The 14,841-nt window shown below is 67.3% G+C and carries 14 protein-coding genes; 3 read left to right on the top strand and 11 right to left on the bottom strand.

What is annotated here, in order from left to right:
- Positions 1–59: 59 nt before the first annotated feature.
- From FBY36_RS16205 to FBY36_RS16195, 3 genes are all read left to right on the top strand, one after another.
- A complete protein-coding gene (locus FBY36_RS16205) occupies positions 60–1,208 on the top strand; it encodes a DUF4439 domain-containing protein (protein ID WP_235008871.1) in 1,149 nt (382 codons plus the stop codon).
- 96 nt (positions 1,209–1,304) lie between these two features.
- Positions 1,305–2,072, top strand: a complete 768-nt coding sequence (locus tag FBY36_RS16200) for a VIT1/CCC1 transporter family protein (RefSeq protein WP_142121034.1) — start codon at positions 1,305–1,307, stop codon at positions 2,070–2,072.
- 66 nt (positions 2,073–2,138) lie between these two features.
- Positions 2,139–3,173 carry an aminoglycoside phosphotransferase family protein gene (locus FBY36_RS16195; protein ID WP_142121032.1) on the top strand — a complete coding sequence of 345 codons (1,035 nt, stop codon included), beginning with the start codon at positions 2,139–2,141 and terminating at the stop codon, positions 3,171–3,173.
- A 33-nt stretch (positions 3,174–3,206) separates the two neighbouring features.
- Here FBY36_RS16195 and FBY36_RS16190 read toward each other — a convergent pair whose 3' ends face one another.
- The 11 genes from FBY36_RS16190 to dxr form a co-directional block, all read right to left on the bottom strand.
- Complete coding sequence (locus FBY36_RS16190) at positions 3,207–4,598, bottom strand: pyridoxal phosphate-dependent decarboxylase family protein (protein ID WP_142121030.1); 1,392 nt, start codon at positions 4,596–4,598, stop codon at positions 3,207–3,209.
- 55 nt (positions 4,599–4,653) lie between these two features.
- Positions 4,654–5,448 carry a sulfite exporter TauE/SafE family protein gene (locus tag FBY36_RS16185; RefSeq protein ID WP_142121028.1) on the bottom strand — a complete coding sequence of 265 codons (795 nt, stop codon included), beginning with the start codon at positions 5,446–5,448 and terminating at the stop codon, positions 4,654–4,656.
- Positions 5,445–7,256: a proline--tRNA ligase gene (locus tag FBY36_RS16180; RefSeq protein WP_142121026.1), complete on the bottom strand. Its 1,812-nt coding sequence runs from the start codon at positions 7,254–7,256 to the stop codon at positions 5,445–5,447. The genes FBY36_RS16185 and FBY36_RS16180 overlap by 4 nt, the downstream gene beginning before the upstream one ends.
- Before the next feature lie 344 nt (positions 7,257–7,600).
- Complete coding sequence (locus FBY36_RS16175; RefSeq protein ID WP_142121024.1) at positions 7,601–8,185, bottom strand: hypothetical protein; 585 nt, start codon at positions 8,183–8,185, stop codon at positions 7,601–7,603.
- A gap of 235 nt (positions 8,186–8,420) precedes the next feature.
- A complete protein-coding gene (locus tag FBY36_RS16170; protein WP_142122677.1) occupies positions 8,421–9,311 on the bottom strand; it encodes a GNAT family N-acetyltransferase in 891 nt (296 codons plus the stop codon).
- Positions 9,274–10,440 (bottom strand): flavodoxin-dependent (E)-4-hydroxy-3-methylbut-2-enyl-diphosphate synthase, encoded by a 1,167-nt coding sequence (gene ispG, locus FBY36_RS16165; RefSeq protein ID WP_142121022.1) that lies wholly within the window; start codon positions 10,438–10,440, stop codon positions 9,274–9,276. Before ispG ends, FBY36_RS16170 begins: the two co-directional genes overlap by 38 nt.
- Before the next feature lie 34 nt (positions 10,441–10,474).
- Positions 10,475–10,768, bottom strand: coding sequence for a YciI family protein (locus tag FBY36_RS16160; RefSeq protein WP_142121020.1), 294 nt, complete (start codon positions 10,766–10,768; stop codon positions 10,475–10,477).
- Between the two features lie 80 nt (positions 10,769–10,848).
- Positions 10,849–11,367: a hypothetical protein gene (locus tag FBY36_RS16155; protein WP_142121015.1), complete on the bottom strand. Its 519-nt coding sequence runs from the start codon at positions 11,365–11,367 to the stop codon at positions 10,849–10,851.
- 62 nt (positions 11,368–11,429) lie between these two features.
- A complete protein-coding gene (locus FBY36_RS16150) occupies positions 11,430–12,134 on the bottom strand; it encodes a MarR family transcriptional regulator (RefSeq protein ID WP_142121012.1) in 705 nt (234 codons plus the stop codon).
- Positions 12,135–12,208: 74 nt separating this feature from the next.
- Positions 12,209–13,540: a M50 family metallopeptidase gene (locus tag FBY36_RS16145; protein WP_142121010.1), complete on the bottom strand. Its 1,332-nt coding sequence runs from the start codon at positions 13,538–13,540 to the stop codon at positions 12,209–12,211.
- 17 nt (positions 13,541–13,557) lie between these two features.
- Positions 13,558–14,742, bottom strand: coding sequence for a 1-deoxy-D-xylulose-5-phosphate reductoisomerase (gene dxr, locus FBY36_RS16140; protein ID WP_142121008.1), 1,185 nt, complete (start codon positions 14,740–14,742; stop codon positions 13,558–13,560).
- Positions 14,743–14,841 lie beyond the last annotated feature (99 nt).

Below are 14,841 nucleotides of genomic sequence, written 5' to 3'. Positions count from 1 at the left end.
TATTTTACCGGCCCAGCGGTGCACCCGGGTGCCTCGTCACCGTGACACCATGGTCTGTTGTGAAAGACCGCCGCCAGGACAGCAGCCCGCGCATGCGCCCGTTCCGTTTTGCCGTCTTTGGCCTTGCCGTGCTGGTTGTCCTGAGCCTCGGTTTAGCCCTGAATCCCGCGGAAAAGCCGGCACCTGCCCCGCCTTCGTTCTCCGAGCGCGCCCGGGCGGCGGCGTTCAGCGAGGCGATGGACCTGCGCGCTGCCGGGGTTGAGCTGGCCTCCGCCGGCGCGGCCGAATCCACCGCACTGGAACCGGTTGTGACCTTGCTGACCATCCAGGCCAGGGCACTGTCCGTCCCTGCTTCGGACTCCGGCCCGGCGTCGGCGTCGCCATCGCCATCGCCATCCGCCGTAGCGGGCCGTCCCGGTGCAGGTCTTTCGGGTGCGGGCCTTCAAACCCCCGCCGCGCTGGTCCAGGCGCTGGCCAACAGTGGCGCCGCCCGCGTCGAGGACGCGGAGACGGCCGACGGCGGCATGGCGCGCCTCCTCGCGGGCACCGGCACCGCACAGCTCCTCGCCGCCGGTCGCCTTGCCTCTGCAACGGGGGTACCGGCACCGAAGGGACCGGCAGGAACCCAGGAAGAGGCTTCCGCGGCTGAAGCAACTGCTGCCGCTTGCCCGTCGCCTTCAGATCCGGCTGCCGCCCCGAAGACCACCGGGCCGGATGCTGCCGCAAGCGTGGGCCAGGCACTGGCCGCAGTCATCACCGCGGAGCAACAGGCCGCCTACGGCTACCAGGCGGCACTCCCCCGCCTGGCGCCCGCGGAGGCGGGCCCGGCGTCGGAATTCCTGCTCCGGCACAAGGAACAGGCCGCAGCCGCCGCGGAACACCTCCGGTCCGCCTGCGGGGCGCCCCTGCCGCAACAGCCGGGGTATGTACTTGAGCCAGGCTTCCTGGCTGCACCGGCGTCCGGTTTGGGCAAGCTCGAGGCGGCCACACTGGCGGCCTACGGGGACGTGGTGGCGGTGTCCCAGGGTCAGGACCGGAGGTGGGCGCTGTCAGCGCTGCAGTCCGCCGCGGGCCGGGCCCAGCGGTGGGGTGCAGATCCCGGACCCGTTCCAGGGCTGCGCCTGGATGTTGACCAGCTGCCGTCCCTTCCTGCCGGCGCTGCCCTGCCTGCTCGAGACGGCGCACCACAGTCACCTGCTGCGCCCTGAACCCTGGTGGTCAGCGGCTCTCCCCCGAACCCCAGCCCGCCAAGTAAAGCCACCTCGAGGCTGGCACTGGGCGGGCGGGGATGGTTTGCTGAGGGGATGAACGCGGACGATCCGGCCGATGCACCGGGAGCCAGTGCAGCCAATCAGGGATTGAACGGCCATCTCGAGACCGAACCACACGGCAACGACATCGCGCACCGGCTGAACTGGCTGCGTGCCGGCGTCCTGGGTGCCAATGACGGCATCGTTTCCGTCGCCGCGATTGTGGTGGGCGTGGCCGGGGCCACTGCCGAGACCGGCCCTATCCTTGCGGCGGGTGCTGCCGGGCTCGTGGGCGGTGCGGTGTCCATGGCCTTGGGCGAATATGTATCGGTCAGCAGCCAAAGCGACAGCCAGCGGGCCCTGATCGAGAAGGAAAGGCGCGAACTCCAGGAAGAACCGGAAGCGGAACTGGCAGAACTGACGGCGATCTACCAGGACAAGGGCCTCAGCCCCGAAACAGCCGCCAAAGTTGCCGAGGAACTGACCGCCCACGATGTGCTGGCGGCGCACCTGTCCGCCGAACTCAATATCGATGAGGCGGACATCGTCAGCCCCTGGCACGCGGCTTTTGCCTCCGCCATCGCCTTCACCATTGGGGCCATCCTGCCCATGCTGGCCATCCTGCTTCCGCCACCGGAGATCCGCGTTCCGCTGACCTTCGTTTCAGTCCTGGTGGCCCTGGCACTGACGGGTGCCCTCGGTGCGTGGATCGGCGGTGGTTCGAAAGCCCGGGCGGCCGTGCGCGTGGTGGTTGGCGGTGCCCTGGCGCTCGCTGCAACCTTCCTGATCGGCAACCTGCTCGGCGCCTCCGGCGTTGTCTGATCCGATGATTCCTGACTCGACAGTTCCGGACCGGCAGTGCCCGGCACCGGCGTGGGTGGCAGCCTCATGAGTGGGCCTGTGGTGTCCGTGTCCATCCCGCCGGACCTTGCGGCACGCTACGCGCGCAGCACCGAAGGAAGGGCGTGGCTCAGCAAGCTCCCGGGCCTGCTGGAGGAGCACCTGGAAGCGTGGCACCTCGAGGTTGACCTGCCGCCCGGGACCATGCCGTGGCACGGCCACGGCGGCCTGGTGGTGCCGGTGCGGCGGCAGGACGGGTTGCCGGCAGCCCTCAAGATCGCTTTTCCCCACGACGAGGCCAAAGTGGAGCGGCATGCCCTGGCCCTTTGGGGTGGCCGCGGCGCTGCTGCGCTGCTGGCCGCGGATCCCGGGTCGTGTGCCATGCTCCTGGAACGCCTCGATGCCGGCCGGACCCTGGCGGAGCTGGGGATGGACGACGCCATGCAGGTGTGGGGCGGGTTGGTGCGGCAACTGGGGCTTGCCCCTGACCAGCGGCCCGAGTGGCGGGAGTTCGGCCACATCGCAGCCCGGGCCGAACAGTGGAGTGATGATCTTCCAGCCGACTGGGAGCAGCTGGGCCGGCCATTTCCCAGGTGGCTGTTGGAGGCGGCGCTGGAGGTCTGCCAGACGCGAGGCGCGGTGGGACGCCGGTCCGCCCGCGACCTGCTGGTCCACACGGACCTGCATTTCCTGAACATCCTGGCTCGCCCCGACAGGGCCCGCCATGATGGCATGCATGCTCCAGCTGCTTACGCTGCCATCGATCCGCAGCCGATGATCGGCGAGCCCGAGTTCGCAGTTGCGCCGCTGCTCTGGAACCGCCTTGGGGAGCTGCCGGCGGTCCAGGCCGGGCCGGCGCTGCTCAGTCGCTGCCACGACTTCAGTACTGCCGCCGGGCTGGACCCTGACGTGGCCCGGCAATGGGGCATCGCCAGGGAGGTGGAGAACGCGCTGTGGTACGCCGCCCATGGCCACACTGGCGATCTGGCCAGGTCCCTCTGGGTTGCCAGCACCCTCGCCGGCGACACCCTGGAAGGCCTGCCGCATCCCCATGCGCTGCCGGAACCCGGCCAGGATGGATAAGCAAGGGCGGATAGCGGCAGGTCGCGAAAATCCTTAAGCGTTCCGCATGGCAGCCAGGGCTGACCGGACAGCGTCCACGGCCGTGGCCACTTCCCCGCCGGACGTGTGCCAGTTGCTCACCGAAACCCGGAGGATGTCGCGGTCCCGCCAGCGTGAGCCGGACATCCACACCTTTCCCTCCTCGATAACGCGTGCGGTGACGGCGCGGGTGGTGTCGTCGTCGCCGAAAGCCAGGCACACCTGGGTGTAGCCGACGTCGTTAAGCACCTCCACGCCGTCCAGGCCCGCCATGCCCTCGGCAATTGCGGCGGCGGCGGCGGCAAGTCCACCCACCTGGGCTGCAACCCCGTCCCGGCCCAGGCTTTTCAGGGCGGCCCAGACCGGCACTCCCCGCGCCCGGCGGGACAGTTCAGGGACCTTCTCGAAGGGGTCGCCCGGACCTTCAGCGTCGTGGACGAGGTAGCTCGCGTGCAGTCCCATCGCCGCGCGCAGGGCCGACGGGTCCCGGACGACGGCAATGCCGCAGTCGTAGGGCACATTCAGGGTTTTGTGCGCATCCGTGCCCCAGGAGTCCGCTTCCCCGCAGCCGCGCATGAGGTGGCGAAGCTCTGGTGCGGCGGCCGCCCACAGCCCGAAGGCGCCGTCCACGTGCACCCAGGCACCATGTTTGCGTGCGACGGCGATGGCCTCGGTAAAGGGGTCGAAGGCACCGGAGTGCAGGTTCCCCGCCTGGAGGCATACGAGGGCGGGGCCGGTGCCGGCGGAAAGGGCAGCGTCCAGCGCGGCGGGCACCAGGCGGCCCTGCCCATCGGCGTCGACCTGCGTCGGCTGTCCCAGGCCCAGATAGCGCAGGCCAAGGTCCACGGTGTCGTGCCGTTCCCGTCCCACGAAACAGCGGATCCGGGGCGCGCCGAAGAGGCCGTCCCGGTCCAGGTCCCACCCTGCGTCGGCGAGCAGCCGCCAGCGGGCGGCCGCCATGCCGGTGAAATTTGCCATGGTGGCTCCGGTGACGAATCCGACGTCGGCAGTGGACGGCAGGCCCAGCAACTCCAGCACCCACTGCCCGGCGGCTTCCTCGATGGCGGCGGTGGCCGGAGTGGCATAACGGAGACCGGCGTTCTGGTCCCAGGCACTGACCAGCCAGTCCGACGCCATGGCCGCTGGGAGGGTCCCGCCAATAACCCAGCCGAAGAACCGGCCGGAGGGCATGGCCATGAGTCCGGGTTCGGCGGCCCCGGCCAGGAAGCCGATCACCTCATCGGCTGGCATGCCCGCGGCCGGCAGCGGCCCGCCGAAAACGGGAGCGAGCTCGGTGGCGTGCAGGCTGGGTCCCACATGGCGGTCCGCAAGGCTGTCCAGCCAGGCCTGCGCGTGCCGTGCTGCGGCCGCCAGAGCGGCGGCATACCCGTCTTCGCCGTGTGCCATACCTGCATGCTACGCCGCGGCGGTGCCCGCCACGAGGAGCAGTTTCCGGAGCGGATCAGGCGAAGTTTTCCTGCCAGACGTCGTAGCCGAGCTTGACGATCAGGGCCGCAACGACCACCAGGAAGACAATGCGGACGAACTTGCTCCCCTGTTGCACGGCCGTGCGGGCGCCAAGATAGCCGCCTGCCATGTTGGCTGCCCCCAGCAGCAGGCCGATGCCCCACAGGATGGACCCGTGCGGCAGGAAGAACAGCAGCGCTCCGGCGTTGGTGGCCATGTTCACGATCTTGGCCTTGGCGCTGGCTTCCAGGAACGCGTAACCCATGGCGGACACCAGGGCAATGACCAGGAAGGATCCTGTTCCGGGGCCGATGAGGCCGTCATAGAAGCCGATCACGGCCCCGATGAGGCAGGCGACGACGTAATGCCTGTGGCCTTCGTGGCGGAGTGCCGTCAGTTCACCGACGCTGGGCCTCAGTGCGGTGAACAGCGCGACGGCCACCAGCGCTACAACGATGATGGGCTTGAAAACCCCGGCCGGGAGAGTGGCTGCCAGGCTGGCCCCGCCGAAACTTCCCGCCAGGGCTATCACCGCCATGGGTACGGCAGTCCGGAGGTCCGGCCCCACCCGCCGGTAGTAGGTGGCGGCGCTGGTGGCGGTTCCGAAAATGGAGCCCATCTTGTTGGTGGCCAGCGCCTGGACGGGTGCGATGCCCGGAACCAGGAGCAGCGCCGGAAGCTGGATGAGTCCTCCGCCGCCCACTACGGCATCAACCCAGCCGGCTGCGAATCCAGCCACCACGATCAGGACGATGGTGGTGAGCTGGATCGATTCGAAGCCGGAGATCACTGGTTTCGGACGGCGTTGACCACGTAGTCCACGGCCTTATCGACCTCGATGTTCTCGGCTTCCCCGCTGCGTCGGTCCTTGATTTCCACCACACCGTCCACCAGGCCGCGTCCCACGGCCAGGATGGTGGGCACGCCCACCAGTTCCGCATCACCGAACTTCACGCCCGGTGAAACCTTGGGGCGGTCGTCGTAGATGACGGACAGGCCGGCGTCCTCAAGCTCTGCCGAGAGCTTCTCCGCGGCCTGGAAGATCTCCTCGCCACGGCCAACTGCCACCACGTGGACGTCGGCGGGGGCCACGGTGCGGGGCCAGACAAGGCCCCGGGCGTCGTGGTTGGCCTCTGCCAGGGCGGCCACGGCGCGGGTCACGCCGACACCGTAGGAGCCCATGGTGACCACCACCTGCTTGCCGTTCTGGTCCAGCACCTTGAGGTCCAGGGCCTCTGCGTACTTGCGGCCGAGCTGGAAGATGTGTCCCATCTCGATGCCGCGGGCGGTTTCCAGGGGACCCGACCCGTCCGGGGAGGGGTCGCCCGCGCGCACCTCGGTGCATTCGATGACGCCGTCCCACGCGAAGTCGCGGCCCGCCACCAGGCCGAAGACGTGCTTGCCGGCCTCATTGGCGCCGGTGATCCATGCCGTTCCGCTGACCACGCGCGGGTCCACAAGGTACAGCAGCTTGGTGGCGCTGTCGGAGCCCAGGAGCGGCTGGTCCAGGGAAAGTCCCGGGCCCAGGTAGCCCTTGACGATCAGCGGCTGCTTCTTGAGGTCCTCCTCGCCTGCCTGCTCGAGTCCGATCTCGCCCGCGATGGGCAGGAAGGCGCCGATGTTCGCTTCAACGCGCTTGAGGTCCACTGCGCGGTCCCCGGGAACGCCGATGACTACCAGCTGCCGCTCACCGGTGGGCAGCGTGACGGCGAGGACCACGTTCTTGAGCGTGTCCGCGGCAGTCCAGGCGCCGCCGTCGGCCTCTGCCCGCGGGGCAATCTGGTTTGCGGCGGCAACAAGGGTGTCGATGGTGGGAGTGTCCGGGGTGTCCAGGACCTCTGCGGCCGGTGCATTGCTGAAGTCGATCTCGTCGGGGACCACCGTGGTGACGGCCTCGACGTTGGCTGCATATCCGCCGGCAGAGCGGACGAAGGTGTCCTCACCGATCTCGGTGGGGAACAGGAATTCCTCGCTCCTGGACCCGCCCATGGCACCCGCGGTGGCTGCAACGGGAACAACCTCAAGCCCCAGGCGTTCAAAGATCTTCAGGTAGGCGCCTCGGTGGGCTGCGTAGCTGGCGTCCAGCCCTGCGTCATCGACGTCGAAGGAGTAGGAATCCTTCATGATGAATTCGCGGCCACGGAGGAGCCCTGCCCGCGGGCGTGCCTCGTCACGGTACTTGTTCTGGATCTGGTACAGGCTCAGCGGAAGGTCCTTGTACGACGAGTACAGGTCCTTGACCAGGAGCGTGAACATCTCCTCATGCGTGGGGGCCAGGAGGTAGTCGGCACCCTTGCGGTCCTGGAGCCGGAACAGGCCTTCACCGTACTCAGTCCAGCGGTTGGTGGCTTCGTAGGGCTCACGGGGCAGCAGGGCCGGGAAGTGGACTTCCTGTGCGCCGATGGCAGCCATTTCCTCCCGGATGATTTCCTCGACCTTGCGCAGCACGCTCAGTCCCAGCGGAAGCCAGGTGTAGATGCCAGGGGCCGCGCGGCGGATGTAGCCGGCACGGACCAGGAGCTTGTGGCTGGCGACCTCGGCATCGACGGGGTCTTCGCGCAGCGTGCGCAGGAAAAGCTGGGACAGTCGTAGGACCACGGGTGGTATCCGTTTCTGGGGAAGTGCTGGGTCAGCAGGGCCGGACAATTCGTCTGGGTACTAATCTACCGGCACACGGCCTGCGGCACGGACTGGCGGGGCGGGCAGCAGCCGCAGACCTTCTTTCAGGGTCCGGACACAGTAGGGCCACGCCCGGGAATACAAAGCCCCTGGCCCCCCAATAGGGCTGGTCATCGTATCCGGGCGTGGCCCAACGCCGTTATCGCCTAAGTACTGGTGAGGACTGGTGAGACCGCCCACCCCACTTCCAGCGCAGCTAGATCGAACTTATGTGATCGTAAACACGTTTGACAAGTGTTTTTACTTTATGACCCAACGGATGGTTATTGGACCTGCGCGGCGGCGGAGTCCAGCAGCGCACCTGCCCGCCGGACGGCGTCGGCTCCAATTTCACCGCCGGACGCCACCGAGGTGATCAGCATGCCGTGGTGGACCACCTGCGCCCTGACTATGGATTGCGTGCTGCCGTCCGGCAATACGGTGTCGGTCCGGTAGGCGACGGCGCCGGGCAGCCCGCTGGCCCCCTCCACCGACGTGATGGTGACTGCCACTTTGATGCCCGACGCCGTCATGGTCATGGAGGAGCACTTCGCCAACTGCTCCGAAGGATCGGAAACCTGGGCCAGGACGCCCTGGTCCAGGCCCGCCACCAGCGAAAGTGCGGTCACCGCGCCCGTAGCCGAGTCAGTGCTCATGCCGATCGCCATGGCTGCATCTTCCACCGAGGGCACCGTGCTTGCGGCAGCGAGTTCCCTGCACTCCGCCGGCTCAACGTCAATGGAGGAGATCATGGCCTTGGTTTGCTCCAAGGCCGCGGCGATGTCACCGCCCGGCAGGACCGAAAGCCTGCGGTCGGCTGCGTCCCGCACCTGCCCCACCAGGGCAGCGAGTTCGCTACTGGTGTACACCTTGGCGGTAGGGGTTGGCGTGCCGGTGGGAACGGGCGTAACTGTTGGCGCCGGGGCTGCGGCCGAAGTTTGGGCCGTGGCAGGCGGGGCAGACGAAGACTCCGCAGCGGGAGGCGCTGCCGTCCCGCCGCAGGCAGAAACGGATATGGCCAACAGGGCGGAAGCCCCGAAAGTTCCCAGCACGGACGTCTTCAATTTTTCCCCCAATATTCAGCTGGCCGCGGCCACTGCCCGGCTAGAACAGAACTGTAGCGAACGTCCCCACCTGGCGGAAGCCAACGCGTTCGTAAGTGGACCTGGCCCGGGTGTTGAAGCCGTTCACATAGAGGCTGGTCACGGGGGCGATCTCCTGGGCCTTTTCCACCACAGCCGACATGTAGCCGGCGCTCAGCCCCTGGCCGCGGAAGACCGGGTTCATCCAAACACCCTGGACCTGGGTGACGTCGTCGGTGACTGCGCCGAGCTCAGCTTTGAACACCACGTCGCGGGCGTTGTTGAGGTGGACCAGGGAGTGCCCCTGCCTGATGAGTCCCTCCACCCGGCGGCTGTAGAACTCCCTGCCTCCCAGGTAGGGCGAATACCCCACTTCTTCCTCGAACATGGCGGCGCAGGCGGGAAGGATGCGGTCAAAGTCCGCGAGGTTCCCTTGCTCCAGGCCCCGGTTGGGCTGGACTAGGGGCGGTCCGTCGATGATCATCAGTGGCTGGTCAGCCCGGACCTCGTGTGCACGGTGCCCCAACTCGGCAAGTTCGGCGTTAAGCGCCAGCACGGCTGCGGCGGGGCCAAAGGCAGATGCGTACCGGCGGCCGGAGCTGTTGGCCGCCTCCGCAACCAGGGGGGCCAGGGCGGGATCGAGCTGGACCGGAACCAGGTTGGCTCCGGCCCAGCAGGCACCCGTCAGGATGCCGTCGTCAAAGACTCCGATGACACCGGCACCGCCGCTGGTGGGCGCTGCCGTCCCCGTGGCGCGCAGGTGGGCCAGGATGAAGACGTTGGCCACCCGGTCCTGCTGGGCCAGCAATAACAGCGCGGGGGTATCCTGGCCGTCCAGCGTGCGGACAGAAAGCCCCGCAGGGTCTGGCGCGTCCCTACGAGACGCTAACCACGGGGCTACCCTTGACAGCATCTTCGCCATCGGCGTCCCCCATCTCTTCGGCGATACGCATAGCCTCTTCGATCAGTGTCTCAACAATTGCGCTCTCGGGAACAGTCTTGATGACCTCGCCCTTAACGAAGATCTGACCCTTGCCGTTGCCTGAGGCGACACCAAGGTCGGCCTCGCGGGCCTCGCCGGGTCCGTTCACGACACAGCCCATGACCGCCACGCGGAGGGGGATCTCCATCCCTTCCAACCCGGCCGTGACCTGTTCAGCCAGAGTGTACACGTCAACCTGGGCACGGCCGCAGGACGGGCAGGACACGATTTCCAGCTTCCGGGGCCGCAGGTTCAGCGACTGGAGGATCTGGTTGCCCACCTTGATTTCCTCCACCGGCGGTGCCGAGAGGGACACGCGGATGGTGTCGCCGATCCCGCGGGACAGGAGCGCACCGAAGGCGGTGGCGGACTTGATGGTGCCCTGGAAGGCAGGCCCTGCCTCGGTGACGCCGAGGTGCAGTGGCCAGTCGCCCTTTTCCGCGAGCATTTCGTAGGCCGCCACCATGATCACGGGGTCGTTGTGCTTCACCGAAATCTTGAAGTCGTGGAAGCCGTGCTCCTCGAAAAGCGACGCTTCCCAGACAGCCGATTCAACCAAGGCTTCGGGGGTGGCCTTGCCGTACTTTTTCAGGATGCCCGGTTCAAGGGAGCCGGCATTGACGCCGATGCGGATGGAGGTGCCGTGGTCCCTGGCAGCGGCGGCAATCTCCTTGACCTGGTCATCGAATTTACGAATGTTTCCAGGGTTCACGCGCACGGCAGCGCAGCCGGCTTCGATGGCTGCGAACACATACTTGGGCTGGAAGTGGATGTCCGCGATGACCGGGATCTGGGACTTCCGGGCGATGATGGGCAGCGCCTCTGCGTCGTCAGCGGAGGGGCAGGCAACGCGGACAATGTCGCAGCCGGATGCCGTGAGTTCAGCGATTTGCTGCAGCGTGGCATTGATGTCGGTGGTGGGCGTGGTGGTCATGGACTGCACGCTGATGGGGAAATCAGATCCAACGCCAACCGAGCCGACTTTGATCTGGCGCGTCTTGCGGCGGGGGGCAAGGACGGGCGGTGGTGCTGACGGCATTCCCAGGCTGACCGAGGTCACGTGGACTCCTTGAGTTGAAAGGGTAAAAAGGCGGCTACGCGGCAATCCCGGCCAGCATGCCGGTTACCGGAGACCATTCCGTGATGCGGGTTCCGGCGATCACGCCGGCTGCGGCGAACGGGTCCTGCTTGAGGATCGAGTTGAGGGCGGCTTCATCCGCTGCGCTGAAGATCAACAGGGCACCCGCACCGTCACCGTACGGTCCGCTGGCCACGATGACGCCGTCCTGCGCCAGGCTGCCCGTCCATTCCCGGTGTGCGGGGCGGACCTCATTGCGGGTTTCGGTGGAGTTGGCGGCATAAACGTACTCAACGGCAAAAACTGTCATACCGCTACCCTATCGCCATGGCCGCCTTGGTACCGTACCCATCCCCCATGCAGGAACACCGCCGGCGGAGGGATAAGGCTTCAGTGCAGGAAGAGCACTTTCACTGTGGCAGCCGTTCCGGCAGCCCAAAGCATGGAGGTGAGGGTCCCGATGATGAAGCGCTCAGCGGCCACGGGCGTCTCCTTCAGCTCGGCGAACCTGCCCAGGCCCTTGATGGCGACAATGTAGGCAATGGCCACGGGCTGGCCGGTCAGGATGGCGAGGCACACCCCCAGCCGCTCCAGCACGCCGATGATGGCCCCGCCGCGCAGGATGCGCTGGCTGGGCAGGGCGGGTCCGGCGGCCGGCCCGTCCGACGCCGGTACGGCAGGAGGGGCGGTCAGTTCACCGTCCACTGCCTGGTTGGCTGCGCCGCCGGAAGGATCGTCCACCGTGACGTCAGCAGAGGGGTCATGTTCGACCTGGCGGGCTTCCTCCGCAGCCTTGGCGGCGTCTGCTTTGTCGTCGATGGTCCGGGCGAGCCTGAACACCAGCGCGGTGACCGGCCAGCCGGCGAAGCCCGCCACCACCAGTGCCGCTGCCACCCAAAGTGCCGTCACCTGTCTCCTTCATTCGGGTCGTCGTCAATCCGGCCAGCCGGCTCCTTCGGGGGCTGGACCTTTTATGCCCGGCCATCCTCGAGTGCCTGGGCAACCTGGGAGTCGGCAAAACCGAGAAGCATGGAAACCGCCGGCCTGGCTGCCCATTCTTCCTGCCAGCCGGCCCGAAGCAGGGTCCGGCTCACCGACTGCTCCGAGATTCCAAGTTCAAGGGCCACCCGCTTCTGGCTTCCGTGCCGGCCGGCACCCTGCCCGTCTGCAGCCAAGCGACGCAGGGCATCGACCACCCGCCACTGGGCTTCCGTCCGGTCCTGCACAAGCCGGCCGAGCAACCGAAGAACCGCCTCCGCATTTGCACACGCCTGAACCCCTTCCCCCGCAGGGGTTCCCCTGCGGGTTTCCCTTGCCATGATGCCGGCCACCACTGACAGCGGCACCTGGGAACCTGCGCCTTTAGCGAGCTCCACCGCCTTGCGGGCGGCAACAAAAGCAGTTCCGGTCCCTTCGCGCGGGCTGGCGCCCGGGGGCAGGGAAACGCTTCCGACGCCGATCCCCACGTACCAGCGGCCTTCCCGGAGGGCGTGCAGCGCTATCTCCACCACAGTGGAAGGGTCCCGCACCACTCCCTGAACCTCATCCCCGACGGATCGGTCGAACAGCGGGTGTCCGGATTCGGGAAGTTCGAGGCGCGAAACCTGTCCGAGCAGCGCCGGGACCCGGTCCTGGTCACCGGTGCTTCCGCGCTGGTCGATGGTCATGACGAACATTCATCAACCATAGCGGGTTGATGCTCGCTTATCAATCACATTTGGCTGATTTTCTGAAGTCAGCCAATATCGATCTATCCAAACAGATTCACGGGCTTAACGATGTCCGCGTAGATCAACAGCACGCTCATCCCCATCAGCAGCGCTGCGACCACATACGTGACGGGAAGCAGTTTGGCGATGTCGAACGCGCCGGGATCGGGCCGTCCGCGCAGCTTTGCCACGCGGCGACGAATTCCCTCGTACAGGGCCCCGGCCACGTGGCCGCCATCAAGGGGCAGAAGCGGGACCAGGTTGAACACTGCCAGCGCAAAGTTCAGTCCCGCCATCAGGCCAACGAGAGTGGCCAGCCGGGACTGCAGCGGCACGGCCTCCATGGCCGCCACTTCGCCGGCCACCCTGCCCACGCCCACCACGCTGATGGGGCCGTTGGGGTCGCGCGGCTCTTCGCTGAACGCAGCCTTGGCCACTCCCACCACACGCGCCGGAAGGTTGAGGACAACGCCGGCCACCTGGCGGATGTTCTCCCCCGCCATGGGCAGGACGGACGACGCCGGCTGGGGCACCAGCGCCGTTTGCGCGCCGATGCCAAGGAATCCGACGTCCTGGTACTGGAGGTTGCCGGCAGCGTCCGTGACCTGCCGTCCCTCGGGTCCCATGACGGGCCGGGCCGACAGCACGGGGGTCACCGTGGTGGAGACGGCATTACCGTCCCGCTGCACGGTGATGGCCACTTCCCTGCCGGCGGAGGCGCGGATCCACTCCGTCAGCTGCTCCCAGTTGGTGACGGGTTTGCCGTCGAAGGAGGTGATGGTGTCGTTTGGCTTCAACCCGGCGGCGGCGGCGGGCGTCAACCGGCAGTCCGCGGAGTCGGGATCGACCGTTTGTCCGGCTGCCACCTGGCATTTCGAGACGTCCGAAATGGTGGTGGTGGCTGTGGCAATCCCGAACCCCATGAGCAGCACGGCGGTGAGCAGCACGCCAAGGATCATGTTCATGGCCGGGCCGCCCAGCATCACAATCACCTTCTTCCACACCGGCAGGCGGTAGAAGACCCGGTTTTCGTCCCCCTGCCCCACTTCCTCGTGGGCCATGGAACGGGCCTCGGTGGCGAGCGTCTGGAACATGCCGGTGCTGGAGGGCCGGACCGAACCGTCCTCCTTGTTCGGCGGGTACATGCCGATCATCGACACATAGCCGCCCAGCGGCACGGCCTTCACGCCGTACTCCGTTTCACCTTTCCGGCGGGACCACAGCGTGGGCCCGAAGCCGATCATGTACTTGGTGACGCGGACTTTGAAGAGCTTGGCCGGAACCAGGTGCCCCACCTCGTGGAGCGCGATGGACACGGCGATGCCCAGGGCGACAAAGACGACGCCGAGGATGAAAAGTAGGACAGGGGTCATGGAGGTGCTGCTGCTTCCTAGAGACTGCTGACTGCTAAACGTTCGTGCGCGCGGGTGCGTGCCCATCTTTCAGCATCCAGCACCGATTCCACCGTCAGCCCGGAGGAACCTGGGTGTTCACTGAGCACGCTGTCAACAGTATCGACGATGTCGGTGAACCGGATGCGGCCGGCGTGGAAGGCGGTGACGGCCTCTTCATTGGCTGCATTGAACACGGCAGGGAAGGTGCTCCCCTGCCGTGCGGCGTCCTTGGCAAGGCCGACGGCGGGAAAGGCTTCCGCGTCGAGTGGTTCGAAGGTCCAGGCGGCGGCCTTGGTCCAGTCGCAGGGGCTGGCGGCCCCGGGCACCCGGGCCGGCCAGCCAAGACCCAAAGCGATGGGCAGCCGCATGTCGGGCGGCGAGGCCTGCGCGATGGTGGAGCCGTCGACGAACTGGACCATGGAGTGGACGATGGACTGGGGATGCACCACGACGTCGATCCGGTCCAGCGGGATATCGAACAACAGGTGGGCCTCGATGACCTCCAGGCCCTTGTTCACCAGCGTGGCGGAGTTGGTGGTGACCATGGGGCCCATGTCCCAGGTTGGGTGGGCCAGCGCCTGCTGCGGGGTGACGGCGTGCAGTTCCTCCCGGCTCATGCCCCGGAACGGACCGCCGGAAGCGGTGAGGATGAGCTTGTCCACCTCATCCCCGGTTCCTGAGCGCAGGCACTGGGCGATTGCGGAATGTTCGGAGTCCACCGGCACGATCTGCCCCTCTTGCGCTGCCGCCTTGACCAGGCTGCCGCCCACGATCAGCGACTCCTTGTTGGCAAGGGCGAGGGAGGCTCCGGATTTGAGGGCAGCGAGCGTGGGTGCAAGGCCGATGGAACCAGTGATGCCGTTGAGCACCACGTCCGCCCCGACGGCGGCGATCCGGGCGGAGGCGTCAGGGCCGGCCACGATCTCCGGCCGGTACCCTGGACGGCCCGCAGCGGCAGCGGCCTCGCGGATCAGCGCTTCCAGCCGCCCGGGATCTCCACCGGCGATTCCCACCGCCGCCGCACCGGTGTGGACAGCCTGCTTGGCCAGGAGTTCCAGGTTGCCGCCGCCGGCACTGAGTGCCACCACCTCGAACTGGTGCGGGGCGGCGTCGACGACGTCAATCGCCTGGGTGCCGATGGAACCGGTGGATCCGAGGAGGACGATTCTGCGTGGCTGCATTAGTTAAGTATCCCGCACCCCGCCCTGCCTGCTTGCGCCCGTGGCCTGCTGCAATACCGTGGCCGCCCTTGACCGGGAGGTGGCCGGGCGTAACGTGGA

Origin of the sequence: Arthrobacter sp. SLBN-122, assembly GCF_006715165.1 — a bacterium.
Lineage (GTDB): Bacteria > Actinomycetota > Actinomycetes > Actinomycetales > Micrococcaceae > Arthrobacter.
This window is presented reverse-complemented; position numbering and strand designations above follow the sequence as displayed.